Origin of the sequence: Streptomyces sp. NPDC088246 (assembly GCF_044741025.1) — a bacterium.
Classification (GTDB): Bacteria; Actinomycetota; Actinomycetes; order Streptomycetales; family Streptomycetaceae; genus Streptomyces.
The window spans coordinates 64,013-88,814 of record NZ_JBIURV010000006.1; the positions used below are offsets into that span (position 1 = coordinate 64,013).

Genomic DNA, 24,802 nt, shown 5'->3' on the forward strand with positions numbered 1-24,802 from the left:
CCGCTGACGCTGATGAACTTTCCGGCAGCATGACCGGGGCCGGTCCACCGGGCGGACTCGTCCGGCAGACCGCGTTCGCCGGGCAGAGCCGTGACAGTGGAACCGGCCGGTGGCTCCGCGCAGCCGACGTCCGTGCCGCTGACGCTGATGAACTTTCCGGCAGCATGACCGGGGCCGGTCCACCGGGCGGACTCGTCCGGCAGACCGCGTTCGCCGGGCAGAGCCGTGACAACCCGTTGCGCGGGGACGGCATGACCGACACCGAAGGGCACACCCCCATGACTGTCTCCGTGGCACTGTTCACCTCCGACCTGCGGGTGCACGACAACCCGGTGCTGCAGGCCGCGGTGCGGGACGCGGATGCCGTCGTTCCGCTGTTCGTGCGCGACAAGGGCATCCACCGGGCCGGCTTCGACGCGCCGAACCGGCGGGCGTTCCTCGCGGACTGCCTCGCCGACCTCGACGCGGGGCTGCGCCGCCGAGGCGGACGACTCGTCGTCCGGGACGCCGACGTGGTGGCCGCCGCCCATGCCGTGGCCGTGGAGACCGGCGCGCGGAGCCTGCACATCGCCGGCGGGGTGAGCGGGTACGCGATGCGTCGCGAGGCGCGGCTGCGTACGGCTCTGGCAGCTGTCGGCTGCGCCCTGCACGTCCACGACGCAGTGGTCACCGCGCTCGCCCCGGGCCGGATCGTCCCGGCGGGCCGTGATCACTACGCGGTGTTCACCCCGTACTTCCGCCACTGGGAGGCGGCGGGAGTACGGGGAACACTGACCGCGCCACGCGCGGTGCGGCTGCCGGACGGCGTGAAGTCCGGGCCGTTGCCGGAACGGGCGGAGGTGACCGGGGCCTCCCCCGGGCTCGCCAGGGGCGGCGAGTCGGCCGGACGCCGGCTGCTGTCGTCCTGGCTGCACGGCCCCCTGGCCGACTACGAGAGCGGTCACGACGATCTGGCCGGTGACGCGACCTCCAGGCTCTCCCCGTACCTCCACTTCGGCTGTCTCTCGGCGGCCGAAGTGATCAACCGGGCGAGGCAGCGGGGCGGACCGGGCGCCGACGCGTTTGTACGGCAGCTGGCGTGGCGGGACTTCCATCACCAGGTGCTCGCCGCACGGCCGGACGCCGCCTGGGAGGACTACCGCACGCGGCACGACCGCTGGCGGTCCGACGAGGACGAGGTCGAGGCCTGGCGCGCGGGGCGCACAGGCTATCCGCTGGTCGACGCGGCGATGCGACAGCTGGCGTACGAGGGCTGGATGCACAACCGGGGCCGGATGCTCGCGGCCTGCTTCCTCACCAAGACGCTGTACGCGGACTGGCGGGTGGGTGCCCGGCACTTCCTGGACCTGCTGGTCGACGGCGACCTGGCGAACAATCAGCTCAACTGGCAGTGGATGGCGGGTACCGGAACCGACACCCGCCCCAACCGGGTCCTGAACCCGGTGGTCCAGGGCAAGCGGTTCGATCCGCGCGGCGCCTACGTGCGCCGCTGGGTGCCGGAGCTTGCGGAACTGTCGGACGGCGAGATCCATGAGCCATGGAAACTGGCCGGTCCGCGCCGGGCCGCGATCGACTACCCGGATCCGCTCGTCGACCTGGCAGAGGCACGGGCCCGATTCGAACGGGCACGCGGCCTGGACTGACGGCGCGACCGATCAGCAGGAAGCTCATCAGCGGCGGTGCCACCGGCATCACCGCTGCCGCGACCGGACCGCCTTCCGTCTCCGGGGGCTCCCGGATGCCTCTCGGCTGTGACTCGTCACAGGTGCCGTCCCGGATCGGCCGGTAACTCGCACCTGATCGAGTGACAGACCAATCCGGCCGGCGCAGGGCGACGAATCCTCGTTGTGAGTGAAGATCGAGACGATTCGCAGCGAACCGGGGCCACTTGGTCCCGGCGATCGGGCCGGGCGCGCGCCGCCCTCGCCGCGCTCAGCGGTCTGATCGCCGGGTTCTGCGCCTTGGCGGTCGCCGAGCTGGCCGCGGCCCTCGTACGTCCCGAGGCAGGCCCGGTCACGGCAGTGGGCGGTGCGGTGATCGACCGCACTCCCCCCGCCGTGAGGGACTTCGCCGTACGTAACTTCGGCACCGCCGACAAGCTGGTGCTCCAGCTCGGGATCCTGATCCTCCTGGCGCTCTTCGCCATGGCGGTCGGGGTGCTGGCGCTGCGGCACCGGCGGCTCGGTTCAGCTGCCGTCCTGGTCTTCGGTCTGGTCGGGGCAGTGGCGGCGGCAGGGCGTCCGGAGGGCGTGCCTGCCGACGCGCTGCCTTCGGTGATGGGTGCCGTGGTGGCCGTAGGAGTGCTGTATCTCCTGGTCGGACGGCTCGCACCGGCTCTTCGCCCCTCTCCCGCGGCCGGGGCGGGTGACGAAGAGGCGAACGGCATCTTCGACCGCCGTGGCTTCGTGGTCGCGGCCACCACCGCGGCGGTGGCCTCCGCCGGCGCGGGACTCCTGGGGCGGCGGCTCACGTCCTCCGTCCAGGCCGGAGCCTCCGCTTCGCGTCATGACCTGGTCCTCCCGGTACCGCATTCCGCCGCACCGGCGGTCCCGGCGGGCGCCGATCTGAGGATCCGGGGGCTGAGCTCGTTCATCACCCCGAACAAGGACTTCTACCGGGTGGATACGGCTCTGGTCGTGCCACGCGTCGATGCCGGCACATGGCAGCTGAAGATCCATGGGAGGGGTGTGGCACGGCCCGTCACTGTCGGCTTCCACGACCTGCTGCGAAGGGAGGTCATCGAGCGCGACATCACGTTGACCTGCGTGTCCAACGAGGTCGGCGGACCTTACGTCGGCAACGCCAGGTGGCTCGGCGTACGACTGGCCGATCTGTTGCGCGATGCCGGGGTGCGCCCGCCGTCGAAGGGCGGCCCCGCCGACCAGATCGTGGCGCGTTCCGTCGACGGCATGACGATCGGCACACCGGTCGAGACGGTCATGGACGGGCGCGACGCGATGCTCGCTTTCGGCATGAACGGCGAGCCACTGCCCTTCGAGCACGGCTTCCCGGTCCGGATGGTCGTTCCCGGCCTGTACGGATACGTGTCCGCGTGCAAGTGGATCAAGGACATCGAACTCACCACGTTCGATGCGTACGACGCCTACTGGGTCAAACGGAGCTGGGCCCAGGAGGCACCGGTCAAGACCGAGTCGCGGATCGACACCCCCGGTCCGTTCGCCTCCCCGAAGGCCGGCATCGTGCCGGTGGCCGGGGTGGCCTGGGCCCAGCACCGCGGTATCTCCCGAGTTGAGGTCCGGGTGGACGGCGGGGTGTGGCACACGGCACGGCTGGCTGCCGCGGACACCCAGGACACCTGGCGCCAGTGGGTGTGGGAGTGGCCCGCCGCATCGGGCCGGCACACCCTTGAGGTTCGCGCCACCGACGGAACCGGAGCCACCCAGACCGGCGATCGCGTGGGCACCGTGCCCAACGGTGCGACCGGCTGGCACTCGGTGGTGATCGACGTGCCCTGAGCCGGTGAGCCCCTGCACGTGCCGCTGCCGGGGTACGGGGACCGTGTGCTGCGGACGCCCGTTCTGCCGGCCCTGGCCCGGCGACTGGACGGTGACCCATGCGGTGCGGTTCCCACGGATATCCGCACGCCTTGAATCTACAGATAAGGGCGAGATAAGAGCAGAATATCCATAACAGGCCATTCTGCACACAAAGGCGCCGTTCAGGTCTGCGACAGCGAAGGAGACGAACCCATGTCAAACGTCTCGCACACCGGCCGTGACATGGCCAGTCACCCCGATATTTCCGAAATGCGCGATCGCTACACCCGAATGCTCGGCGGGCGTGATGTGGCCCTGGTGGACGCACCGGTGTTCCTCATCGGTCTCTACTGCGCCATCTCGCCCTGGGTGCTCCACTTCACGGCGAGTCAGCCCGCACTCATGACGAACAACCTGATCATGGGTATCGCGATCGCCGTGCTGGGCCTCGGGTTCACCGTCATGCCGGAGCGGATGTACGGCATGAGCTGGGCCATATGCGCCATGGGCGCCTGGTTGATCGCCTCGACGTGGGTCGTCGGCAGCGGCCCCGGCCTGGGCATCATCCTCAACAACGTCATCATCGGCGGACTGACCGTGCTGCTGGGGTTGGTCTGCGTAGGGGTGTCGATGAAGAGCGGCAAGCGCTCGGTCTGAGACAGGGAACCTCGGCCGGTCCGCGTGAAGCGGACCGGCCGAGGGCTGTCGGCCCGGTGCTGCGTATCAGACCTGCCGGAACGGCAGATAGTCAGCGTCGTACCCGAAGTACCGCGGCCCGGCGAGGGCCAGGCCGCCCGGTGTGGTCCAACGCGGGTCGCAGGGGGCCGCGAGGACGCTGACCCGCAGGACGTAGCGCAGGCCCTCCGTCGTCACCGGGTCACCGGTGTCGGTGTGCAGCACGCAGATGAGGTCGGGCGTGGTGGCGACCGTCTCGCCGTCGCGGGTGGCGAGCAGATGCTCGTTCTGGAAACCGAGTTCCAGGCCCCGGCCCGCTTCGTCGCCGATGCCCTCGATACGGGCGCCGCCCCGGGCGAAGCCGCCGTGGGTGCGGCGGCTGACGTCGACGACCTTGACGGTCAGCGGATGGGTGCCGGACAGCATGGTGCGGGCCGCGTGCACCGGGTCGGCGTGCGCCGCGCGCGCCTCGCGGACGGCCGCGCCGAGCCGTTCGGCGAGCGTCAGCGTGGCGGGGACGAGACCGTCGGCGAGCTGGCCCCCCGCATCACGGTGTCGGCGCTGGAGATCTGACAGCCGAGCTGCACGCAGTCGGCCCGGGCGATGCGCTCGGCGGTGTGGTTGGAGACGGCGTCGACGATGATGCTGTTGCCCTTGTCCTCGGCGAGCGCCATCGGCGTGTTGGCCACTCCGATCAGGCCGGGCAGCACCATCTGCGCCTCGGGAAACCCGCGGCCCATGGCGTCGCCGTCGACCAGCGGCAGCCCCGCCTCGGCGGCGCAGGCGATGGGCAGCATCGAGTTGACGCCGCCGACCTCGATCGGCGCGATGTGGGTGGCGGGTCGGCCGATGCGCTTCTCCAGGGCGCGCAGGGCGGCCACTTCCTCGCCACCGGCCGGGACACGTTCCAGCAGCACCGTCGGCGCGCCCATCCCCGAAACGGGTACGACGGTCGCGTCGGCCGGCACCTCGTCGGAGGCGACGAGCCGGACCGGACCGTGCTTGCGGATGGCCTCGCGGGCCAGCAGCTTGCCGATGTACGGGTCGCCGCCCCCGCCGGTGCCCAGGATGCCCGCGCCGCGCGCGATGTCGTCCAGATTGTCGAGGTTGATCTCACGCATGTGACGCTGCTCCATGGGTGTCGGGCGCCCCGGCCGGGGCGTGGGTGCTGCCGATGCCGTTCAGGTCGAGGTCGCCGACCGCCTTGACCCGGATACGGGTTGCGCCGCCCGGCAGATAGGCGAGCGGGACCTCCTCCACATCCACGATGCGGACCGTGCCGGGCCTGGCGCCGGCGCTCTCGGCCCGGCCCACGGCCTCCTCGCGGGCCTCGGCGAGTACGGAGTCCCTGCGCCCCTCGGGGACCTGGAAGACCCGGTCCGCCTCCCCGCCGACCTGGGCGATGGCGGCGCCCACGGCGTTGGCGACGTCGAAGTGGCCGGGGCGGCGCACATCGTCGAAGCCGGGCAGGGCCGACCGCACCAGCACACTGCCGCCGCCCACCGCGACGACCGGCAGCGGTCCGGCCGAGGTGCGCACCCGGTCGACGGTCTCGGCCAGCCGCTCGGCGATCCGGTCGAGGGCGCGGGCGGTGAACTCACGGTCCAGGTGGGCGACTCGCGAGCGGTCGCCGATGTCGGCGCGGCCCGCCGCGACCGCGAGATCGGTCGCCGTCAGGGTGCTGCCGCCGAAGACGAGCGCCTCCTCGGTGAGCCGGAAGCCGACCGAGCGGGGGCCCGTCTCGCCGTCGGCCGACACCAGGGATCCGCCGACGATACCGAGCGAGAGGACGTCGGGGATAAGGAAGTTGGTGCGGATGCCCGCGGCCTCGCTCTCGCCCGCCGCCTCGCGCGGGTGCGGGCAGCGGGTCCGGGTGAGGAGGGTGCGGCCGCCGCGGGCCCGGACGGCGAGATCCGGCTCGCGGCCCCGGCCGTCACATCGCACGGCGGTTGGCGCGCGTACCTCGGTCGTTGATCCCAGAAACAGTTGACTCGGCACCAACACGCCTGTTCCACTGAGCAGATGCGCCCTCAGCTGCGGCTGGTCACCCGTGACCACATCGACTTCGGTCGAGTGTGGTCCGCCTCGTGTTGTTCCTGACTGCTCCGACGTCAGCGCTTCACACGACCGGTTCCCCCGCAGCACGAGATGAGGCTTCGCCATGCCCGTCGAGTTTCTCGGCATCGCAGCAACCAATGAAGGTTCCGAAGTGACACCCCGCTCCGGGGCGTCGTTCGACAAGACGTACACGCTCAAACTGGCCCGCGCACACGAGGACCACGGCTGGGACCGAGTGCTGTTCGCCTACGGCTCCGGCTCCCCCGATCCGTCCCCCGCCGCCGCCTACATCGCGGCCCGTACCGAAACGCTCCAGATCCTGGTCGCGCACCGCCCCAACGTCTCGTACCCGACGTTCGCGGCCAAGACCTTCGCAACCCTGGACCGGATCAGCGACGGCCGACTCGCCGTGCACTTCATCACCGGCGGCAATGACCACGAGCAGCAGCGCGAGGGCGACTTCCTCACCAAGAACGAGCGGTACGCCCGCACCCGTGAGGCCATCCGGATCATCAAGAAGGCGTGGACGTCGCACGAACCCTTCGATCACGAGGGTACGCACTACCGCTTCAACGACTTCGTGAGCGACACCTTCCCCGTGCAGCAGCCGCATCCGCTGGTCTCGTTCGGGGGTTCCTCACCGGCTGCGTACGCGGCAGGGGGCGCCGAAGCCGACATCTACTGCCTGTGGGGCGAACCGCTGGCACAGACCGCGGAACAGATCGCGTCGGTGAAGGCCGCGGCGAAGGCAGCCGGTCGTACGGACGTCCCCAGGATCCAGGTCGCCTTCCGGCCGATCATCGCACCGACCGAGGAACTGGCCTGGGAAAAGGCTCACCGAACGCTGTCACGCATCAAGGCCCGCAAGGCAGGCGCACCGCTGAGCCGCCGTCACCCGCTGAACAGCCCGGAGAACGCCGGCTCCCAACGGCTCCTCGCAGTGGCCGCCGAGGGCGAGCGCCACGACCGGGCACTGTGGACACCGACCGCGGCGGAGACGGGCGGCGCCGGTAATTCGACGGCCTTGGTGGGAACACCGGAGACGGTGGCGCAGGCACTGCTGGACTACTACGACCTGGGCGTGGAAATCCTGTCCGCCCGCGGCTACGACCTGCTGGACGACGCCATCGACTTCGGAAGGCACGTCATCCCGATAGTCCGCGAGGAAGTGGCCAAGCGGGACGCGGCCCGCACAACCCCGTAATACCAAGAGGTGCCGGGCGGGCCGACAAACCCGACCCGTCCGGCGCCCTTGCAACCCGTCCAGGCCCCATTCCTGTCGGCCCGGCGCTTCACCACCCCGTCCGGCCCCCTTCCAGCCCGTCCGGCGCCTGAGGAGCGGGGTCCGGGGCAGAGCCCCGGTTCCGGGAAGGGGCGGGTAGGGGACAAGCCCGCCGCAGGCGCACCACCCCGCACCCCGCAAACCTCACCCCACAGAGCTGTAAGCCACAACCCCCCGCAACACCGCCTCCACCGCCTTACGCGCACTGCGCGCCACAGAGCTGTCGTCCCGCGGAGCCGCAGCCGCGATCTGCCCCAGCACATCGATCACCTGCTTGCACCACCGCACGAAGTCCCCCGCCGGCATCTCCGCCTCGCGCAGCACCTCGTCCAGCGTCCGCCCCGACGCCCACATGTAGACCGCCCAGGCGAACCCGAGATCGGGCTCCCGCTGCCCGACCCCCTCCGCCTGGTTGATCTTGAATTCCTCCTCCAGGGCATCCAGCCGGCCCCAGATATGAACCATCTCGCCCATCGCGGTCTTCGCGGGCCCCGACGGCAGCTCCGGCGCCACCGCGTCATCGGCCTGCCGCGCCTCGTACACCAACGCCGAAACGCACGCTGCGAGTTCGGCAGGGTTCAGGCCCTCCCACACCCCGGCCCGCAGGCATTCGCTCGCCAGCAGATCCAGCTCGCCGTAGAGCCGCGCAAGCCGCCGCCCGTGTTCGGTGACTTCATTGCCCCGCAGGTAGTCGAGCTCGGTGAGCAGTGCGACGATCCGGTCGAAAGTGCGGGCGATCGTGTTCGTCCGCCCCTCGATCCGCCGCTCCAGCTGCCTGGTGTCGCGCTGCAGCCGGTGATACCGCTCGGCCCATCGTGCATGGTCCTCACGCTCGTCGCACCCGTGGCAGGGATGCGCGCGCAACTCCGCCCGGTAGCGGGCGATCTCCCGGTCGTCGGCCGCGGCGGACCGCCCCTTGCGGTGCCGCTCCGGCACTATGTGCCCGGCCTTGGTCCGCAGCGCGGAGGCCAGATCGCGGCGCGACTGCGGCGAGCGCGGGTTGAACGACTTCGGCACCCGCATCCGCTCCACGGCCTCCACCGGAACGGGGAAGTCGATCGAGGCGAGCCTCTTCACCTGCCGCTCGGCCGTCAGCACCAACGGCCGTGGCTCGTCGTGGTATTCGAGCCCGCGGTGCCCGTGCCCATTGGTCCGTCCAGCGGGCAGCCCCGGGTCGAGGACCAGTGCGAGTCCGGCGAACTTGCCGGTGGGGACATGGATGACATCGCCGGGCTTGAGCTTCTCCAGGGACGCCGCGGCCGCGGCCCGCCGCTGCGACGCGCCCTGCTTGGCGAGCTCCGTCTCCCGGTCCTTGAGTTCGCGGCGCAGTCGCGCGTACTCCTCGAAGTCACCGAGGTGGCAGGTCATGCCCTCCCGGTAACCCTCCAGTCCTTCTTCGTTCCGCTGGACCTGCCGGGAGATCCCGACCACCGACCGGTCTGCCTGGAACTGTGCGAAGGAGGTCTCCAGCAGCTCGCGCGAGCGGTGCCGCCCGAACTGCTGCACCAGGTTCACGGCCATGTTGTACGAGGGCCGGAAGCTGGACCGCAGCGGATACGTACGCGTACCCGCGAGTCCGGCCAGCGCCCCCGGATCCATGCCGCGCTGCCACAGCACCACCGCATGTCCTTCGACGTCGATCCCACGCCGTCCGGCCCGCCCGGTCAGCTGGGTGTACTCGCCCGGGGTGATGTCGGCGTGCTGTTCGCCGTTCCACTTGACGAGCTTCTCCAACACGACCGAGCGTGCGGGCATGTTGATGCCGAGAGCGAGGGTCTCCGTCGCGAAGACGGCCTTGACGAGCCCTCGTACGAACAGTTCCTCGACGACTTCCTTGAACGTGGGCAGCATGCCGGCGTGGTGCGCGGCGATGCCACGCTCCAGCCCTTCGAGCCACTCGTAATAGCCCAGGACATGGAGGTCCTCGCCGGGGATGGATGCGGTCCGCTCCTCGACGATCTCGCGGACCAGGCGGCGCTTGTCCTCGTCGTTGAGCCGCAGTCCGGCGTGCAGACACTGCTGTACGGCGGCCTCGCAGCCGGCCCGGCTGAAGATGAACGTGATGGCGGGGAGCAGCCCTTCGGCATCCAGCCGGTCGATGACCTCGGGCCTGGCCGGGGTCCAGATCCGGCTGCGCTGGCGCCGTTCGCGCTCACGGTCCGCCTCGCGGACCATCTTGCCGCGGCGGCGTTCACGCGGGTTGTACGCCCGCTGGTTCTCCATCCGGACGAGCCGGACCAGATCGGGGCTGACCTCGCGGCGTCCGGCTCCGCGGCCGCCGTGGTCGGTCTCCTCCTCGAAGAGGTCGTACATCCGGCGGCCTGCCAGCACGTGCTGCCAGAGCGGCACGGGGCGGTGCTCGGAGACGATGACCTGGGTGTCGCCGCGGACGGTGTCCAGCCAGTCACCGAACTCCTCGGCGTTGGACACGGTCGCCGACAGTGACACCAGCGTCACGGAGTCGGGGAGGTGAATGATCACTTCCTCCCAGACGGCGCCCCGGAAGCGGTCGGAGAGGTAATGCACCTCGTCCATCACCACATAGCCGAGGCCGCGCAGCGCCTGCGAGCCCGCGTACAGCATGTTCCGCAGCACTTCGGTGGTCATGACGACCACCGGGGCATCGCCGTTGATGCTGTTGTCACCGGTCAGCAGGCCGACCTTCTCCGGTCCGTAGCGCTTGACCAGATCGGCGAACTTCTGGTTGGACAGGGCCTTGATCGGGGTGGTGTAGAAGCACTTGCGGCCCTGTTCGAGGGCGAGGTGCACGGCGAACTCGCCGACGATGGTCTTGCCCGAGCCGGTCGGGGCGGCCACCAGCACCCCCTTGCCTGCCTCCAGTGCCTCGCAGGCCTCGATCTGGTAGGGGTCCAGATCGAACTCGTACATCTCGCGGAAGGGCGCAAGTGCGGTGGCCAGCTCGGCGGCACGGATCCGAGAAGCCTGGTATCGCTCAGCTGGTGAGAGGTCCTCTGTCATCTTGCTTACGAGCCTACCCGCCACCTCTGACAGTGACGCGATCTTTAAATCCCCGTGGGAGAACCCGGCGCGAGCACTCTCACCGCACCCGGTACACAGGTCGCGGTGAGCGGCAGCGCCCCGAGCTGTTCACCGTCCGCGTACGCGGTGACACCGACTGCGGCCAGCTCGATCGAGGAAGCCTTGTGCACGGTGACCTTGGGGTGACTGAGGTGCGTTCCCTTGTAGACGCGGGGGAAGACCTTCAGCAGGGTGGTGCGGCTGCAGTCCCCCACGACGGTCACGTCGAAGAGCCCGTCGTTCATGACGGCGTCCGCGCAGATCCGCATACCTCCGCCGTACGTCGATCCGTTGCCGACGGCGATGAGCGTCGCCTCGATCTCCCTGACCGGTCCGCCGTCCAGCCTGATGCGGTACGGGATGGGCTTGAAAGCGGCGAGTTCGGCGAGGATCGCGAGGTCGTACTTGAACCGTCCGCCGACCCAGCGCATCCGGTTGCCGCGGTCGTTGACCCGGGAGTCGAAGCCGGAGGCGAGCACGGACCCGAACCACCGCTCACCGACCCGTCCGAGGTCGATCTCGCGAAGGGTGCCGCCCTTGAGCGCCTCGGCGGCCAGCCGTCCGGCGGCGGCCGGATCCCGTATCGGCATCCCGAGCGCGCGGGCGAAGTCGTTTCCGGTGCCCACGGCGACGACCCCGAGCGGGGTCGTCGTCCCGGCAACGGCCTGCAGGGCGAGGGACATCATGCCGTCCCCGCCCACCGCTATCAGCGCGCCGGTACCACCGGCGACGGCCTCACGGGCCCGCCGCAGCGCGTCGTCGGCGTCCACGCCGAGAACCGTGCGTACGGAGAATCCGGCGTCCCGCAACGCGGAAGCGGCCGGCTGCGCGGCGTGCGCGCCCCGGCCGCGTCCTGCGGTGGGATTGACGAAAAGGGTGATCTCGCTGGTCACCCGGGGGACCTTACAAGGTCAGGTGATGTCGTCGTAACCGTTGACCCGGTCACGGTCCGGGCTCGCCTGTGCGGGCAACGACCGGCCTGACGAGACCGGTTCGATCTCATCGATGGCCTCGGGGGTCAGGTCCAGCTCCGACGCCTCGTCGTCGCCGGGACCCGCTGCTTCGATCCGAGCTTTCCTGCGATCGTTGACAAGAGCGAATACCGCAGCTGCGAAGTACAGGACCCAGATCGGGGCAGCCAGGGCAAGCATGCTGATCGGCTCGGTGCTGGGAGTCGCGACGGCAGCGAACACCGTGATGCCGAGGATCATTCCGCGCCACCAACCGAGCATTCGCCGGCCGGACAGCACACCCCCGAGGTTCAGCAGGACCAGGAGCAGGGGCATCTCGAAGGACAGTCCGAAGACGACCACCATCCGCGTGATCAGATCCAGCAGGTCATCCAGAGGCAACTGGTTGTCCAGGTCCGCCGGCGACAAGCTGATCATCGCCGCAGCCATGGTGGGCAACGTCTTGTAGGCGAAAAAGCCACCACCCAGAAAGAGGGGGAATCCTGCCGCGACGAAGCTGAGCGAGTACTTCTTTTCCTTCTTGTGAAGCCCAGGAGCGACAAACGCCCACAACTGGTAGAGCCATACCGGCGAAGAGAAGGCCACACCAGCCATCAGGGAGACCTTCAGAGCGAGCGTGAACGGCGTGAGCAGACCATTCAGGACGATCCGCGCACAAGTGCCATCTCTACGCTTCGCGAGTTCCGCGAAACTCGACTCGCAGCCGACTGCCTGCAGGATCGGATTCGTGAAGAACTCGATGATGTCGCGATAGAAGAAGGCGGCAGCAATCGTCACCACCACGACGGCCAGCAGGCCTTTCGCCAGCCGGTTACGCAGCTCACGCAGGTGCTCCACCAGAGGCATGCGGCCCTCTGGGTCCGTCTCCTGCTTGCGGGCAGACTTGAGCAACCCACGTCCTCATCTCGTGCAGCAGGCCGTCACCCATCAGGGCGCCTGCGTCGGCCCGGTTGTCAGCGCTTGGTCGAGTCGGTCGGCTCCGCGACCGGACGCGAACTGGTCACGTCACCGGGAGCGGCCTTGATGGTGCGCGGGGCGACCTGGTCCTGGGCGGCGTCGTTCGCCGGCTCGGCCGGGGTGGCGGACGGGCTGCCCTCGGACTTCATGGCCTTGGCCTCGCTCTTGAGGATGCGGGCCGACTTGCCGAGCGAGCGAGCCATGTCAGGAAGCTTCTTCGCGCCGAACAGCAGAACAATGACGACGAGGATCAGGATGATCTCGGGAGCGCCGAGCCTTCCGAACATATGCGTGTACCTTCTCACCGAGGCAGCAGGGGTGGGGCGGATCGAACGTCGGACGGACGTCCGATCGTCGTACTGTCAGCGATCGTATCCCGCAGGAGTAAACGCAGGGCAATACCCATGCGTCCTTGCGATTACGGCCCATGCCTCGCTCTCAGGGCCGCTTCAGCAGCGTACCCTCCGAACCCGGGAAACTGCAGGCTGCGCCCTCCCCGATCCATCGCCCCTGTTCACAGACTCACACAATCGTGGGGCGGTACGGCTAGCGCAACGCGTCACCGGTGGCGGCAAGATCCGTCGCGGCCCGCTCCAGGTCCTCCGCCGCCCGGTTGATGCGCCGGGTCGTCCGCGTCACCTGACTCCCCAGACGCTGGGCCTCGATGAAGACCTTGACTGCCAGCACGCCGAGAACGGCGATCCCGAGAAATCCCAGGGCGATGGCGAGCATGGGCCAGAACATGCGCAGAGCCTCAATGTGTCTAGGTGTCCGAAGTTCTAAAGGCTGGTGTGGAGGCGCAGCGTCCGTACCCCGCCACTGGTGAGGAGCTCAACAATCCGTTCTCCGGCGGGCTTACGGACGGCCGTGCCGCACTCCGGGCAGGTGAAGGAGTAGAACGTCGTCCGGCGGCTCGCGCCCACGGCGAGACGGATGGCGCCCGCCGCCAGCTCGAACCGCTCGCGGCAGTCCGGGCAGGCGGCCTTGAACCGTACAGATTCGGGCACCACCACGGTCGGAACACCTGACACCACAGACATATTGCGCATATCTCCCTCAGGAATCCGCTCAGGCCGGTCCGTCATAGGCAGCGAGCGCCGCACGGGCCGCCTGCTGTGCGCTCTGCGCCAGTTCCGGCGGGGAGACGATGCGGCCTTCCCGGCCCAGTCGCAGCGCGAGCCTGCGCAGCGAGGCCGGATCGGGGGTGCGCAGAGTGATCCGCAGCCCGCCGTCGGGCAGCTCCTGTGCGCTGTCGTGCGGGTAGTACTCGGCGACCCACCGTCCGCCGGGGCCCACCTCTACCACGACCTCCGGGTCCTCGGCCGCCGGCTGGACGAGCCCTTCGGACAGATCCCGCAGTTCGAGCTCGGGCGGCGCGGCCGGCTCGTCGAGCAGCCGGATCTCGGCGACCCGGTCGAGCCGGAACGTCCGCCGGTCCTCGGAGGACCTGCACCAGGCCTCCATGTACGTATGCCCCACGGCGAACAGCCGGATCGGGTCCACCTCGCGCTCGGTGAGTTCATCGCGCGCGGGCGAGTAGTAGCGCAGCCAGAGCCGGCGCCGCTCGGAGATCGCCCGGTCGACATCGGCGAAGACACCGCCCTCGGACTCGAAGGTGACCGAAAGCCGCGAGCTCGCCGCCCCCACCTCACCGGCTGCGGTCTCCAGCTTCGCGGTGGCCCGCAGCAGCGCCTGCCGGTCGCTCTCACGCAGCCCCGGCAGCGTGGCCACCGCGCGGGCGGCGACCAGGAGCGCCGTCGCCTCGTCGGCCGCGAGCCGCAGCGGTTCCGCGACATCGTCCGGGTTGTGCCACCAGATCCGGTCGCCGTCGGTGTCGATGTCCAGCAGATCCCCGCCGCGGAAGCTCGTACCGCACATGGGCAGCACGTCGAGGTCGGAGATCAGCTCGTCCTCGGTGATCCCGAAGGCGCGGGCGACGTCCTGGACGTGCGCGCCGGGGCGCTCACGCAGATATGTCACCAGGGAGAGCATCCGACGGGTCTGGTCGATCGCGTTCGTGGCCATGTATACGGTCCCCCTCAGTCCTTGGCCACGGCGCGCAGCCGGTCCACCACATCGGCCCGCAGATCGGCGGGTTCCTGTACGACGACGTCCGGACCGAACTCGACGAGCCAGGCGTCCAGGCCGTGTCCGTACGGAATCTCCAACTCGTCCCACCCGTCCCCGAGTTCCCGGACCGATATGGCGCGCGAGCGCAGCGGGTATCCGGCACCGGCCCGCAGCCTGATCCGCGCGGTCCGGGTCGCCGTCTCCCCCGCCCAGCTCTCGACGGTCTCGCGGACGGTCACGACGTCGGGCACCTCGACGGTGAACGCCCCGGCCCGGGAGCGGACCCGGCCGGTGATCCGGGAGAGCCGGAACACCCGTTCGGCGCCGCGGTCCCGGTCCCAGCCGGCCAGGTACCAGTGGCCGCGCCAGCACTCCAGCGTCCACGGCTCGACCTGGCGCTGCTCGGGCCGGGCGGCGTTGGCCTTGCGGTAGTCGAAGGTCACCGGGCGGCGGTCCCGGCAAGCCAGCATCAACGGCTCGAACGCGGCCTCATGGACGGGGATACGGGGTTCGAGGGCGCTGTGCACCTCGTACGCGTCCTCGGCCTCCGGCATGCCCGCTGCCCGCAGCTTCTGCAGCGCTCCGCTGGCGGCACCGGCCAGCCGCGCCTGCTGCCACACCTTGGCGGCCAGTCCGAGTGCTGCGGCCTCCTCGGCGTCCAGCGTGATCGGGGGCAGCCGGTTGCTGTCGCGGCGGGCGAGATATCCCGTGTCGCCGTCCAGGTTCTCCACGGTCTCGATGACCAGACCGAGCTCGCGCAGATCGTCCTTGTCGCGCTCGAACATCCGGTTGAAGGCGTCGTCGGAACCGGCCTCCAGGTAGGCCTCGATGGAGCCGCGCAGCTCGCGCTTGCTCAGCGGGCGCCGGGTCCCCAGCAGACACAGAGCCAGGTTCATCAGCCGCTCGGCCTTGGCAATCGCCATCGACGCCCTTTCTGTTTTGCTCTACGACCGTCGACCGTACCGCTCCGCGGTGTCCGGACAAAAGCGAGGGCCCGTGCCCCCAGGCACGGGCCCTCGTAGCGCACGGGTGCGGATCAGACGGCGACCAGGTCGCAGACGAAGATCAGGGTCTCGCCGGGGGCGATACGACCGCCACCGGCGCCGCGGTCGCCGTACGCGAGGTGCGCGGGGATGGTCAGCTGGCGACGGCCGCCGACCTTCATGCCCTGCACGCCCTGGTCCCAGCCGGAGATGACCTGGCCGGCACCGAGCTGGAACTGCAGCGGGGTGCCGCGGTTCCAGGAGGCGTCGAACTCCTCGCCGGTGGAGAAGGCCACGCCCACGTAGTGGACGGAGACGGTGGCGCCGGCCTTGGCCACCGCGCCGTCGCCTTCCCAGATGTCCTTGATCTCCAGGTCGGCCGGCGGCTCGCCACCCGGGAAGTCGATCTCGGGCTTCTCGATGCTCACTGACTTGCTCCTCTTACTGATGAACTGGGCAACCGGGACAGTCTTACATCTTCGCCAGGATGTCCACGGCAAAGACCAGCGTGGACTTCGCCGGAATCGTCTGCTGTGCCTTGTCGCCGAACCCCTGGTCCGGCGGGATGACGAGGAGCACGCGGCTGCCGATCTTCTTGCCGACCAGACCGTTCTTGAGCCCCTTCAGGGTGACCTGGGCCAGTGGGAAGGTCTGCGTCTTGCCCGCCGTGTAGGTGCTGTCGAACGTCTTGCCGTCCTTCCACAGCAGACCGACGTAGTTCACGATGACGCTGTCGGTGTCCTTCACGACGTCGCCCTTGGACTCCAGGACGTAATTGGAGACGAGCTTCTTCGGCGGGTCGCTCTTGGTGGGGATCGTGACCTTGGGGGCCTTGCCGTCCGTGTTGGTGCCGACCTTCGGCAGGTCGATGTTGTCCTGGGCGACCTCGGTGCCCTTGGCGGACGCCGGGATCTGCGTCGCCTTCAGAACGTCGACGACGAAGACGAGCGTGGCGTTCGGCTTGATGTCGCCCTGGCCCTGCGCTCCGTAACCGAGATCCGGCGGAATGACCAGCTCGACCCGGCTGCCGACCTTCTGGCCGACGAGGCCCTTGTCCCAGCCCTGGATGACCATGCCGGCGCCGAGGGTCAGATCGAACGGCTTGCGGTCGAAGCTGTTGTCGAACGGCTTGTCGGAGTCCCAGGCCTGTCCGAGGTAGTTGACCTGGATCGCATCGCCGTTCTTGAGCGTGGCGCCGTCACCCTGGCTGACGACCCTGGTCTTCAGCTCCTTGGGCGGGTTCCCCGTGCCTTTGGACAGGGTGGGCTTCTCGCCGAACTTCGCACCCGCGGTGATCGCGGGGAACCCGTCCTTGGACGCGGCAGAAGCGGAAGCGGAAACGGAAGCGGAGCCCTTTTCGTCACCGCAGGCCGCTGTCAGCAGCAACAGGGGGACGACGAGAAGGCCGGCAAGTCGGCGCACTTGTTCCTCAGATCTCAGACGGCACAGTTGGTTGAGTCCTCGACACTCTAGGGCGTACGCAGGGCCCCGCACGAGGAACGTACGGGGCCCGCGTCGCGTCGCGAGCCGAGGTTGTCCTGTTGCCGGCTCACATACCCGCGATCAGCTTCTCCACTCGGTCGTCCACCGAACGGAACGGGTCCTTGCACAACACCGTGCGCTGCGCCTGGTCGTTGAGCTTGAGATGGACCCAGTCGACGGTGAAGTCCCGCCGCTGCTCCTGGGCCCTGCGGATGAAGTCACCTCTCAGCCGTGCCCTGGTCGTCTGCGGGGGCACGGACTTGCCCTCGAAGATCTTCAGGTCGTTGCAGACACGGGCGGCCTGTCCCTTGCGCTCCAGCAGGTAGTACAGGCCGCGACGGCGGTGGATGTCGTGGTACGCGAGGTCTATCTGGGCGACCCGCGGATGCGACATGGTCATGTTGTGCTTGGCCCGGTACCGCTCGATGAGCTTGTACTTCATCACCCAGTCGATCTCGGTCTCGATCCGGTCGAGGTCCTCGGCCTCGACCGCGTCGAGCGTACGGCCCCACAGCTCCAGGACCTGAGCGACGGTTCCGGTGCGGATGCCACGGCGGTCGACGAAGTCGACGGCCTTCTCGTAGTACTCGCGCTGCACCTCGATGGCGGACGCCTCGCGGCCACTGGCCAGGCGCACCTTGCGCTGCCCCGTGGTGTCGTGACTGACCTCACGGATCGCCCGGATCGGGTTCTCCAGCGTCAGATCCCGCATCACGGTGCCCGCTTCGATCATGCGGAGCACCAGATCGGTCGCGCCCACCTTGAGCAGCATGGTCGTCTCGGACATGTTGGAGTCACCGACGATGACGTGGAGGCGGCGGTACCGCTCCGCGTCCGCATGCGGCTCGTCACGCGTGTTGATGATCGGGCGGGAGCGCGTCGTGGCGGAGCTGACGCCCTCCCAGATGTGCTCGGCACGCTGGCTGACGCAGTAGACGGCGCCCCGCGGTGTCTGCAGCACCTTGCCCGCGCCGCAGATCAGTTGCCTCGTGACGAGGAAGGGAATGAGGATGTCCGCGAGCCGGGAGAATTCTCCGTGCCGCGCCACGAGATAGTTCTCGTGACAGCCGTAGGAGTTTCCCGCCGAGTCGGTGTTGTTCTTGAAAAGATAGACGTCGCCCGCGATTCCCTCCTCGTGCAGGCGGCGTTCGGCGTCGACGAGCAGGCCTTCGAGAATGCGCTCGCCGGCCTTGTCGTGGGTGACCAGCTCGGTCAGGTTGTCGCATTCGGGGGTTGCATATTCCGGATGCGATCCCACGTCAAGGTAGAGGCGGGCGCCGTTCCGCAGAAAGACATTGCTGCTGCGGCCCCATGACACAACACGGCGGAAGAGGTAGCGCGCCACTTCATCAGGAGACAGTCGGCGCTGTCCCCTGAACGTGCACGTGACGCCGTACTCGTTCTCCAGCCCGAAAATGCGGCGGTCCATGACTGAACATTACGCCTGATGGCCTGAGCTGAAACCGGGTTCGACAGCACCGTTTCGATCATTTTCCGATCCTTGTACAGCAACGGCCGTACGCCCGGGAACTGCGAGGACCCTTCCCGTGGCCAGCAGGACCAGCAGCGCCGCCACCCCGCCGGCCCCCGCGACGGCGAAGCTCCACGTCGTGCCGCCCAGCTCGACGGCCGGACCTGCCACGGCCGTTCCCGCCGCCGCGCCCACTCCGAACGTCGTCACCAGCCAGGAGAACGCCTCGGTCACCGTGCCCTGCGGAGCATGCCGGTCGACCACGATGAACGAGCACGCGATCGCGGGCGCCAGAAAGACTCCGGACACTGCTGCCAGAGCGGTCATGGCGACCACCCCGGGAGTCAGCATCAGCGGCAGATAGCCCAGTGCCAGCAGTGCGACGATGACGCGCAGCCGGCGCTCCGGAGCCCCGGCCCACTGCCGCGCCCCGTACACCGCACCACCGACCAGCGCACCCAGCCCGAGCGCGGCCATCAGCCAGCCGTACACCGACTCCCGGCCGTGGTCGTCGGCGTACGCCACCCCGGCCACCGTGATCGAACCGAGCGCGAGCCCCACGAAGAAGAACGAGCCGAGCAGCACCAGCAGTCCCGGCGAGCGCAGCGCGCCCAGCCAGTGCGCCTCACGGGGCGCGGAACGCCAGGCGCGGGAGGGCTCGGAGAGGACGACGGAGAGCGCCCCCAGGACCCCTATCGCGTTGATGACGAGCAGAGCGGCGGCGGGCGACCAGAGGGAGACGAGCAGCGTCACCAGCAGCGGGCCCACGGTGAACATGACCTCCTGGGCGACGGCGTCCATCGCGTAGGCCCGGTGCACCCGGTCCTCGCCGCCCAGGACGCTCGGCCACAGGGCCCGCAGACCGCCCTCCAATGGCGGGGTGAACACGCCGGCCACCATCACCGCCCCGTAGGCCAGCGGCAGTGACCCCAGGCCCACCAGTGCCAGCAGGGCCATGCCCAGCGCCGACACCACTGAGGCCGGGAGCTGGACCCGCGGCTGGCCGTACAGGTCCACGGCGCGGCCCAGCAGCGGCTGTCCGACCGCGGTGGACAGCCCGTACACGGCCGCGAGCGCACCGGCGAGGGTGTAGCTGCCGCCCTCGGCCCGGGTGAACAGCACGATCGCGATATGGGCGGTTCCGCTCGGGAGCCGCCCCACCAGGGTCCCTGCCAGCAGCCGGGCGGCGTGCCGCGCCCGGAGGATGTCCAGAAATCCCGCGGCCATGTCCCGCCTCTCTCGCTCGGGCACTTTCCGGCACCCTGAGGTTTTACGTATAACGTCGAGGTTCATACGTACCATGTGCCCAGTCCGCAGGTCCACCTCACGGCGCCTGCCCCCCGATCGGCCCGGAGGCCCGAGTGACCAGCGCACCACAGTCACAGCCTGCCCCGGCCCGGCCCACCAGCCGCGATGTCGCGCGGGCCGCAGGCGTCTCGCAGGCCACCGTCTCCCTTGTGCTGGGCGACAAATGGCGAGGCAGGGTCTCCGAGGCCACCGCCGAGCGTGTACGGCACGCGGCGCACGAACTCGGCTACCAGCCCAATCTCGCCGCCCGCAGCCTCCGCCTGGGCCACACCAGGACCGCGCTGCTGGTCGTCCCCGCGCTCACCAGCGAATTCTTCGCACGCGTCTACACCGGCGCCGCCGCGGTCGCCGCCGAACACGGTTTCGGGGTCGTCCTCTACCCGTCCCCCGAAGGCACGGGGCCGGCCAGGGATCCCTTCGCCTCGGCGCGCGCCTCCCTCGACGGGGTGATCGCCTCCTCCATGGCCGCCGGCGCACTGGACGTGCTGCGCGGCGCCGGCCTGCCGCTGGTCATGCTCGACAGCGACCCGGCGGACACCGGCGTCGCGGCACGGGTCAACCTCGACATCGCCGACGGCATGCGGCAGGTCGCGGAGCATCTGCTCGCGCTGGGCCACCGCCGCTTCGTCCACCTCGCGTCGGCAGTCGACACCTGGACCTTCGCGGTCCGTGCCCGGGCGCTCCACGACTCCCTGGGGGCGGTGCCCGGCACCTCCGTACGGACCGTCACGGCGCCGCTCGACGTACAGGCAGGCCGCGAAGGAGCGGAGCAAGCACTCGGTGCCTCCGGCCCCCGGCCCACCGCCATCGTCTGCGACGACGACATCCTCGCCGCGGGCGCCTGCAAGGCTGCCCGCAGGCTGGGGCTCCGCGTCCCCGACGACCTCTCCGTCACCGGTTTCGACGATCTGGCCCTGGCCACGGCCGTCGAACCGGAGCTCACCACCGTGCAGCTGCCCGCCGAGCAGGTCGGTGAACGCGGCATGGCCGCCCTGCTGGCGGTCCTGGACGGCCGCCCGGCCGAGCCCGGCAGCCTGCCCGTGCACCTGGTCGCACGGGGCTCCTCGGCGCCCCCGCCCGCCGACGGTCGGCGCTCATGACGGTGCCCCGGCCCGCCGAGAAGGGCGGACCGGGGCACCGGCACAGCGTGGACTACTCCTCGGAGGACTCCACGTCCCCACCGGAATCGGTGGACTTGGTGACATCCGTCGTACTCGCAGGGGACTCCGTCCCGGAGGACTCGGTCCCCTCACCGTCCTCGATGTCGGAGGGGGCATCCGTCGGTGCGGAGCCGCCGTCGGCCTCCAGCAACCGCGCCAGCTGCCGGCCGACGATCCGCTTGAACTTCCGCTGCTGCGGCCTCGTACGGTCCAGGACCGCGACTTCCAGCCGCTCCGCGGGGATCTCCCGCTCGCTGCCGTTGGGATCGCGGGACAGCGCCTGCACCGCCAGCTTGAGCGCCTCGGCGAGCGTCATGCCGTCGCGGTGCCGCTGGTCCAGGAAGGTGCTGATCTGCTCGGCGTTCCCGCCGACCGCGACCGATCCGTGCTCGTCGACGATCGAGCCGTCGTGCGGCAGCCGGTAGATCTGGTCACCCTCCGGCTCGGCGCCGACCTCGGCGACCACCAGCTCCACCTCGTACGGTTTCTCGGCCGCACTGGAGAAGATGGTGCCCAGCGTCTGCGCATAGACATTGGCCAGCCCACGGGCTGTCACATCGTCACGGTCGTAGGTGTATCCACGCAGATCGGCGTAGCGCACACCGCCGATGCGGAGATTCTCGTACTCGTTGTACTTGCCGGCGGCGGCGAAACCGATCCGGTCATAGATCTCGCTGAACTTGTGCAGCGCACGGGACGGGTTCTCGCCGACGAACACAATGCCGTCGGCGTACTGCAGCACAACAAGGCTGCGACCACGGGCGATGCCCTTCCGGGCGTATTCCGCCCGGTCGGCCATGGCCTGCTGAGGTGAGACATAGAACGGCGTCGACACCGGTTATCCGTCCCTTTCTGTCAGTGACGAGAGCATCGAAGAAGCAGCGGAACGGGGATCAGAGCAGCGCGGCGCGCGGGCCGTCGGGCTGTTCCAACCGGCGTTCCAGAATCGAGCGGGCGATCTCGGAGGATTCCGCCTCGGCCAGCTTCCGGAAGCCTTCGTCGGTGATGACGGTGACGATCGGGTAGATCCGCCGGGCCACATCGGGACCGCCGGTCGCCGAGTCGTCGTCCGCGGCGTCGTACAGCGCCTGCACGACCAGGGTGAGGGCCTGCTGCTCCGTCAGATCCTCGCGGTAGAGCTTCTTCATCGAGCCACGGGCGAAGATCGACCCGGAGCCGGTGGCAGCGTATCCGTGTTCCTCGGAGCGGCCGCCGGTGACGTCGTACGAGAAGATCCGGCCCTTCCCGCGGTCGACGTCGAAGCCGGCGAAGAGCGGCACGACGGCAAGGCCCTGCATGGCCATCGCCAGATTGCTGCGGATCATCGTGGAGAGCCGGTTCGCCTTGCCCTCCAGGGAGAGCTGGGCGCCCTCGACCTTCTCGAAGTGCTCCAGCTCCAACTGGAAGAGCTTGACCATCTCCACGGCCAGTCCGGCCGTGCCTGCGATGCCCACCGCCGAATACTCGTCGGCCGGGAAGACCTTCTCGATATCGCGCTGCGCGATCATGTTGCCCATGGTCGCCCGCCGGTCGCCGGCCAGGACCACACCGCCGGGGAACGTCGCCGCGACGATGGTCGTCCCGTGCGGCGCCTCGATGGCCCCCTGCAGGGGGGGCAGGTTCCGGTTGCCCGGGAGCATCTCGGGAGAATGGTCGGACAGGAAATCCATGAACGAAGAGGATCCCGGCGTCAGGAAGGCAGCTGGTAGACGCCCGGTGCTACGAGTGTTGGCTTCCACGCGTTTCCCTCCAGGTATGCGACGGCCCTGCGCAAGGTGTCAGGATCGTCTCCCGACGTACCGATGGCCGAATTGCAGTTGATGCGTTTACGCCACGGACCCTACCCGCCCCGCGGCGGTGACCCACATGAGCTGCGGGGACAGCTGCACGGCCTGCGGTGCCGCTTGCGGCCGCGCGGTACGGGACGACCCGGCCCGTACCGCGCATACCTCTCCACTCCCCCGCGTTCACGTTCGTGAACTACTGTCCACCCTTTTGAACGAAGGAACGCACGAAGTCCTCTGCGTTCTCCTCGAGCACGTCATCGATCTCGTCCAGAACCGAGTCGACATCGTCGCTCAGCTTCTCCTGGCGCTCCTTGAGGTCCTCGGACGCCTGCGCGTCCTGCGCCTGCTCCTCGACCTCCTCGGTGGAGCGCGTCGCCTTCTGCTGTCCGCCGCCGGTGTCCTTGGTCGCCATTTAGCTCACCCCGCTCGGTTCGAAGCACTTGATCAGACCCTACCTACGGGGTCCGACATTGGCCCGGTAGTTGTCTCAACGTCCGGGGGTCATCCCGATGTTTCCCCGATCGCGGCCCTTTCAGCCGCCCGACAGCACCTGGACCAGCTCTTCCGCCGTGCGGCAGCGGTCCAGGAGCTCCTTGACGTGATTACGGGTGCCGCGGAGCGGTTCCAGGGTGGGTACCCGTTGCAGTGAGTCATGACCCGGCAGGTCGAAGATGACCGAGTCCCAGGAGGCCGCGGCCACGTCGTCCGCGTACTGTTCCAGGCAGCGGCCGCGGAAATAGGCCCTGGTGTCCTCCGGAGGCTTCGTACGGGCCTTCTCGACCGCGTCCTCGTCCAGCAGGCGCTTCATCTTCCCGCGGGTCGCCAGACGGTTGTAGAGGCCCTTGTCGGCCCTCACATCGGCGTACTGGAGATCCACCAGGTGCAGGCGCGCCGCGTCCCAGTCCAGGCTGTCCCGGCGGCGGTAGCCCTCCATGAGCTCCCGCTTGGCGATCCAGTCGAGCTCGCCGGACAGGCTCATCGGATCGTTCTCCAGCCGGTTGAGGGTGTCCTCCCAGCGGATCAGCACGTCCTTGGTCTGCTCGTCGGCGTCCACCCCGTACCGTTCCTCGACGTACTTGCGGCCCAGCTCGAAGTACTCCATCTGGAGCTGCACCGCGGTGAGCGTACGGCCGCTACGCAGCGTGATCAGATGCTTCAGTGCCGGGTCGTGGGAGACGTGATGCAGGGTGCGCACGGGCTGGTCGACCGCGAGATCGACGTTGATGAAGCCGTCCTCGATCATGGAGAGGACCAGGGCGGTGGTGCCGAGCTTGAGATAGGTGGAGATCTCCGAGAGGTTCGCGTCGCCGATGATCACATGGAGCCGGCGGTACTTCTCGGCATCGGAGTGGGGTTCGTCGCGGGTGTTGATGATGGGGCGCTTGAGGGTGGTCTCCAGCCCGACCTCGACCTCGAAGTAGTCGGCGCGCTGACTGATCTGGAAGCCGTGCTCGTGGCCGTCCTGGCCGATTCCCACGCGTCCTGCTCCGGTGACCACCTGGCGGGAGACGAAGAACGGGGTCAGATGGCGCACGATGTCGGAGAACGGGGTTTCCCGCTTCATCAGGTAGTTCTCGTGCGTGCCGTACGAGGCGCCCTTGTTGTCGGTGTTGTTCTTGTAGAGGTGGATCGGCTGGGCGCCGGGAAGCTGGGCCGCGCGTTCGGCCGCTTCGGCCATGATGCGTTCGCCGGCCTTGTCCCAGAGGACCGCGTCCCGCGGATTGGTGACTTCCGGGGAGCTGTATTCGGGGTGCGCATGGTCGACGTAGAGGCGGGCCCCGTTGGTGAGGATGACATTGGCCAGGCCGATGTCCTCGTCGGTGAGCTGGCTGGAGTCCGCGGTCTCGCGGGCGAGGTCGAAACCTCGCGCGTCCCGCAGCGGGTTCTCCTCCTCGAAGTCCCAGCGGGCGCGGCGCGCCCGGTGCATCGCCGCTGCGTAGGCGTTGACGATCTGGGACGAGGTGAGCATGGCATTGGCGTTGGGGTGGCCGGGGACGGAGATCCCGTACTCCGTCTCGATGCCCATTACTCGCCGTACGGTCATGCGGCCCTCCTTGCCCGG

The 24,802-nt window shown here is 69.1% G+C and carries 25 protein-coding genes and 1 pseudogene; 5 read left to right on the top strand and 21 right to left on the bottom strand.

From position 1 onward, the window contains the following. Positions 1 to 272, bottom strand: a 272-nt coding sequence (locus ACIPEK_RS11090) for a hypothetical protein (protein WP_401993619.1), incomplete at its 3' end; no start/stop codon positions are given. 6 nt (positions 273 to 278) lie between these two features. Between ACIPEK_RS11090 and ACIPEK_RS11095 the strand changes: the two genes are divergently transcribed. The 3 genes from ACIPEK_RS11095 to ACIPEK_RS11105 all read left to right on the top strand — a co-directional run bounded on the left by ACIPEK_RS11095 (position 279) and on the right by ACIPEK_RS11105 (position 4,154). Next, complete coding sequence (locus tag ACIPEK_RS11095) at positions 279 to 1,643, top strand: cryptochrome/photolyase family protein (protein ID WP_401993622.1); 1,365 nt, start codon at positions 279 to 281, stop codon at positions 1,641 to 1,643. Between the two features lie 204 nt (positions 1,644 to 1,847). Continuing rightward, positions 1,848 to 3,476, top strand: coding sequence for a molybdopterin-dependent oxidoreductase (locus ACIPEK_RS11100; RefSeq protein WP_401993625.1), 1,629 nt, complete (start codon positions 1,848 to 1,850; stop codon positions 3,474 to 3,476). A gap of 234 nt (positions 3,477 to 3,710) precedes the next feature. Continuing rightward, positions 3,711 to 4,154, top strand: coding sequence for an SPW repeat protein (locus tag ACIPEK_RS11105; protein WP_383078487.1), 444 nt, complete (start codon positions 3,711 to 3,713; stop codon positions 4,152 to 4,154). A gap of 66 nt (positions 4,155 to 4,220) precedes the next feature. On the opposite strand, the gene ACIPEK_RS11110 is transcribed toward ACIPEK_RS11105, so the two are convergent. From ACIPEK_RS11110 to ACIPEK_RS11120, 3 genes are read right to left on the bottom strand one after another with little or no spacing between them, the layout of a single operon-like run. Further along, positions 4,221 to 4,763: a DUF917 domain-containing protein gene (locus tag ACIPEK_RS11110; RefSeq protein ID WP_401994052.1), complete on the bottom strand. Its 543-nt coding sequence runs from the start codon at positions 4,761 to 4,763 to the stop codon at positions 4,221 to 4,223. Beyond that, positions 4,676 to 5,293, bottom strand: coding sequence for a DUF917 domain-containing protein (locus tag ACIPEK_RS11115; RefSeq protein WP_401993628.1), 618 nt, complete (start codon positions 5,291 to 5,293; stop codon positions 4,676 to 4,678). The genes ACIPEK_RS11110 and ACIPEK_RS11115 overlap by 88 nt, the downstream gene beginning before the upstream one ends. Next, positions 5,286 to 6,176: a hypothetical protein gene (locus ACIPEK_RS11120; RefSeq protein WP_401993631.1), complete on the bottom strand. Its 891-nt coding sequence runs from the start codon at positions 6,174 to 6,176 to the stop codon at positions 5,286 to 5,288. Before ACIPEK_RS11120 ends, ACIPEK_RS11115 begins: the two co-directional genes overlap by 8 nt. 157 nt (positions 6,177 to 6,333) lie before the next feature. On the opposite strand from ACIPEK_RS11120, the gene ACIPEK_RS11125 reads away from it, so the two are divergent. Continuing rightward, positions 6,334 to 7,434, top strand: coding sequence for an LLM class flavin-dependent oxidoreductase (locus ACIPEK_RS11125; RefSeq protein WP_401993634.1), 1,101 nt, complete (start codon positions 6,334 to 6,336; stop codon positions 7,432 to 7,434). A 222-nt stretch (positions 7,435 to 7,656) separates the two neighbouring features. On the opposite strand, the gene ACIPEK_RS11130 is transcribed toward ACIPEK_RS11125, so the two are convergent. The 12 genes from ACIPEK_RS11130 to ACIPEK_RS11185 form a co-directional block, all read right to left on the bottom strand. Further along, on the bottom strand, positions 7,657 to 10,491 hold the full coding sequence (locus ACIPEK_RS11130) for a DEAD/DEAH box helicase (protein WP_401993637.1): 2,835 nt from the start codon (positions 10,489 to 10,491) through the stop codon (positions 7,657 to 7,659). A gap of 44 nt (positions 10,492 to 10,535) precedes the next feature. Then, positions 10,536 to 11,444: a diacylglycerol kinase gene (locus ACIPEK_RS11135; RefSeq protein ID WP_401993640.1), complete on the bottom strand. Its 909-nt coding sequence runs from the start codon at positions 11,442 to 11,444 to the stop codon at positions 10,536 to 10,538. 18 nt (positions 11,445 to 11,462) lie between these two features. Then, entirely contained in the window at positions 11,463 to 12,413 is a 951-nt protein-coding gene (gene tatC / locus ACIPEK_RS11140; RefSeq protein ID WP_401993643.1) for a twin-arginine translocase subunit TatC, read from the bottom strand. A 62-nt stretch (positions 12,414 to 12,475) separates the two neighbouring features. Next, positions 12,476 to 12,766, bottom strand: coding sequence for a Sec-independent protein translocase subunit TatA (gene tatA / locus ACIPEK_RS11145; protein ID WP_351795054.1), 291 nt, complete (start codon positions 12,764 to 12,766; stop codon positions 12,476 to 12,478). A 259-nt stretch (positions 12,767 to 13,025) separates the two neighbouring features. Continuing rightward, entirely contained in the window at positions 13,026 to 13,223 is a 198-nt protein-coding gene (locus tag ACIPEK_RS11150) for a hypothetical protein (RefSeq protein WP_401993647.1), read from the bottom strand. A gap of 35 nt (positions 13,224 to 13,258) precedes the next feature. Beyond that, entirely contained in the window at positions 13,259 to 13,528 is a 270-nt protein-coding gene (locus ACIPEK_RS11155) for a hypothetical protein (RefSeq protein WP_383078498.1), read from the bottom strand. A gap of 19 nt (positions 13,529 to 13,547) precedes the next feature. After that, positions 13,548 to 14,504, bottom strand: coding sequence for a WYL domain-containing protein (locus tag ACIPEK_RS11160; RefSeq protein ID WP_351262375.1), 957 nt, complete (start codon positions 14,502 to 14,504; stop codon positions 13,548 to 13,550). A 14-nt stretch (positions 14,505 to 14,518) separates the two neighbouring features. Beyond that, positions 14,519 to 15,472, bottom strand: a complete 954-nt coding sequence (locus ACIPEK_RS11165; RefSeq protein ID WP_383078500.1) for a helix-turn-helix transcriptional regulator — start codon at positions 15,470 to 15,472, stop codon at positions 14,519 to 14,521. A gap of 113 nt (positions 15,473 to 15,585) precedes the next feature. Beyond that, a complete protein-coding gene (locus ACIPEK_RS11170; protein ID WP_383078502.1) occupies positions 15,586 to 15,960 on the bottom strand; it encodes an FKBP-type peptidyl-prolyl cis-trans isomerase in 375 nt (124 codons plus the stop codon). 43 nt (positions 15,961 to 16,003) lie between these two features. Further along, a complete protein-coding gene (locus ACIPEK_RS11175) occupies positions 16,004 to 16,954 on the bottom strand; it encodes an FKBP-type peptidyl-prolyl cis-trans isomerase (RefSeq protein ID WP_401993652.1) in 951 nt (316 codons plus the stop codon). A 127-nt stretch (positions 16,955 to 17,081) separates the two neighbouring features. Beyond that, on the bottom strand, positions 17,082 to 18,443 hold the full coding sequence (pafA, locus tag ACIPEK_RS11180; RefSeq protein WP_093894153.1) for a Pup--protein ligase: 1,362 nt from the start codon (positions 18,441 to 18,443) through the stop codon (positions 17,082 to 17,084). A gap of 9 nt (positions 18,444 to 18,452) precedes the next feature. Continuing rightward, the gene (locus tag ACIPEK_RS11185; RefSeq protein WP_401993655.1) at positions 18,453 to 19,712 is read right to left on the bottom strand and encodes an MFS transporter; all 1,260 of its coding nucleotides are present in this window, start codon (positions 19,710 to 19,712) and stop codon (positions 18,453 to 18,455) included. Between the two features lie 134 nt (positions 19,713 to 19,846). On the opposite strand from ACIPEK_RS11185, the gene ACIPEK_RS11190 reads away from it, so the two are divergent. Further along, a complete protein-coding gene (locus tag ACIPEK_RS11190; protein WP_401993658.1) occupies positions 19,847 to 20,893 on the top strand; it encodes a LacI family DNA-binding transcriptional regulator in 1,047 nt (348 codons plus the stop codon). Positions 20,894 to 20,945: 52 nt separating this feature from the next. On the opposite strand, the gene prcA is transcribed toward ACIPEK_RS11190, so the two are convergent. The 5 genes and pseudogenes from prcA to dop all read right to left on the bottom strand — a co-directional run bounded on the left by prcA (position 20,946) and on the right by dop (position 24,784). After that, positions 20,946 to 21,788 (bottom strand): proteasome subunit alpha, encoded by an 843-nt coding sequence (gene prcA / locus ACIPEK_RS11195; RefSeq protein WP_383078509.1) that lies wholly within the window; start codon positions 21,786 to 21,788, stop codon positions 20,946 to 20,948. A 58-nt stretch (positions 21,789 to 21,846) separates the two neighbouring features. Continuing rightward, entirely contained in the window at positions 21,847 to 22,692 is an 846-nt protein-coding gene (prcB, locus tag ACIPEK_RS11200; protein WP_327276136.1) for a proteasome subunit beta, read from the bottom strand. Next, positions 22,644 to 22,831: pseudogene (locus ACIPEK_RS11205) on the bottom strand (endonuclease domain-containing protein); the annotation flags it as partial. The gene prcB and the pseudogene ACIPEK_RS11205, both read right to left, overlap by 49 nt. 102 nt (positions 22,832 to 22,933) lie before the next feature. After that, positions 22,934 to 23,152 (bottom strand): ubiquitin-like protein Pup, encoded by a 219-nt coding sequence (locus ACIPEK_RS11210; RefSeq protein WP_016325855.1) that lies wholly within the window; start codon positions 23,150 to 23,152, stop codon positions 22,934 to 22,936. Positions 23,153 to 23,272: 120 nt separating this feature from the next. Continuing rightward, positions 23,273 to 24,784 carry a depupylase/deamidase Dop gene (dop, locus tag ACIPEK_RS11215; protein ID WP_401993663.1) on the bottom strand — a complete coding sequence of 504 codons (1,512 nt, stop codon included), beginning with the start codon at positions 24,782 to 24,784 and terminating at the stop codon, positions 23,273 to 23,275. Positions 24,785 to 24,802: the final 18 nt, after the last annotated feature.